1 pseudogene is annotated in these 623 nt (G+C 60.4%); it reads right to left on the bottom strand.

From position 1 onward, the window contains the following. Window positions 1-616 (bottom strand): annotated as a pseudogene (locus AC4FS3_RS29010) (acetoacetate--CoA ligase); the annotation flags it as partial. Window positions 617-623 lie beyond the last annotated feature (7 nt).

Genomic DNA, 623 nt, shown 5'->3' on the forward strand with positions numbered 1-623 from the left:
GGACATCGTCTTCCCAGTTCTGCCCGATGCAAATCGCCTCGACGATCTCGTCTAGTTGCTCCACCTGGTTGTAGATCTCCGCCGTGCCGATGCGCACGCCACCTGGGTTCAAGGTGGCGTCGGAGCGTCCGTAGATGATCATGCCACCGTGCTCTGTGCATTCGGCGAAGTCGCCGTGACACCAGATGTTGTCGAACCTCTCGAAATAGGCTGACCGGTACTTCGCACCATCGGGGTCATTCCAGAACATGATCGGCATCGACGGGAAGGCAGCGGTGCAGACCAATTCGCCCTTTTCGCCGCGCACCGGTCGGCCGTCGTCATTCCAGACATCGACCGCCATGCCGAGGGCCGGTCCCTGGATCTCGCCGATCCAGACCGGCTCCGTTGGAATACCTGTGACAAAACAGGCCACGATGTCGGTGCCGCCGGAGACGGAGGCGAGGTGCACGTCGTCCTTGATGTGCGAATAGACATAGGTAAAGCCGCCCGGTGCCAGTGCCGATCCGGTCGACAGCACCGCCTTCAGGCTCGAAAGGTCGTGTGTCTTTTTCGGCTCCAGTTCCGCCTTGCGCACCGCATCGATGTATTTCGCCGAGGTGCCGAAATAGGTCATCTTCTCG

Source organism: Pseudogemmobacter sp. TB195 (assembly GCF_058313095.1).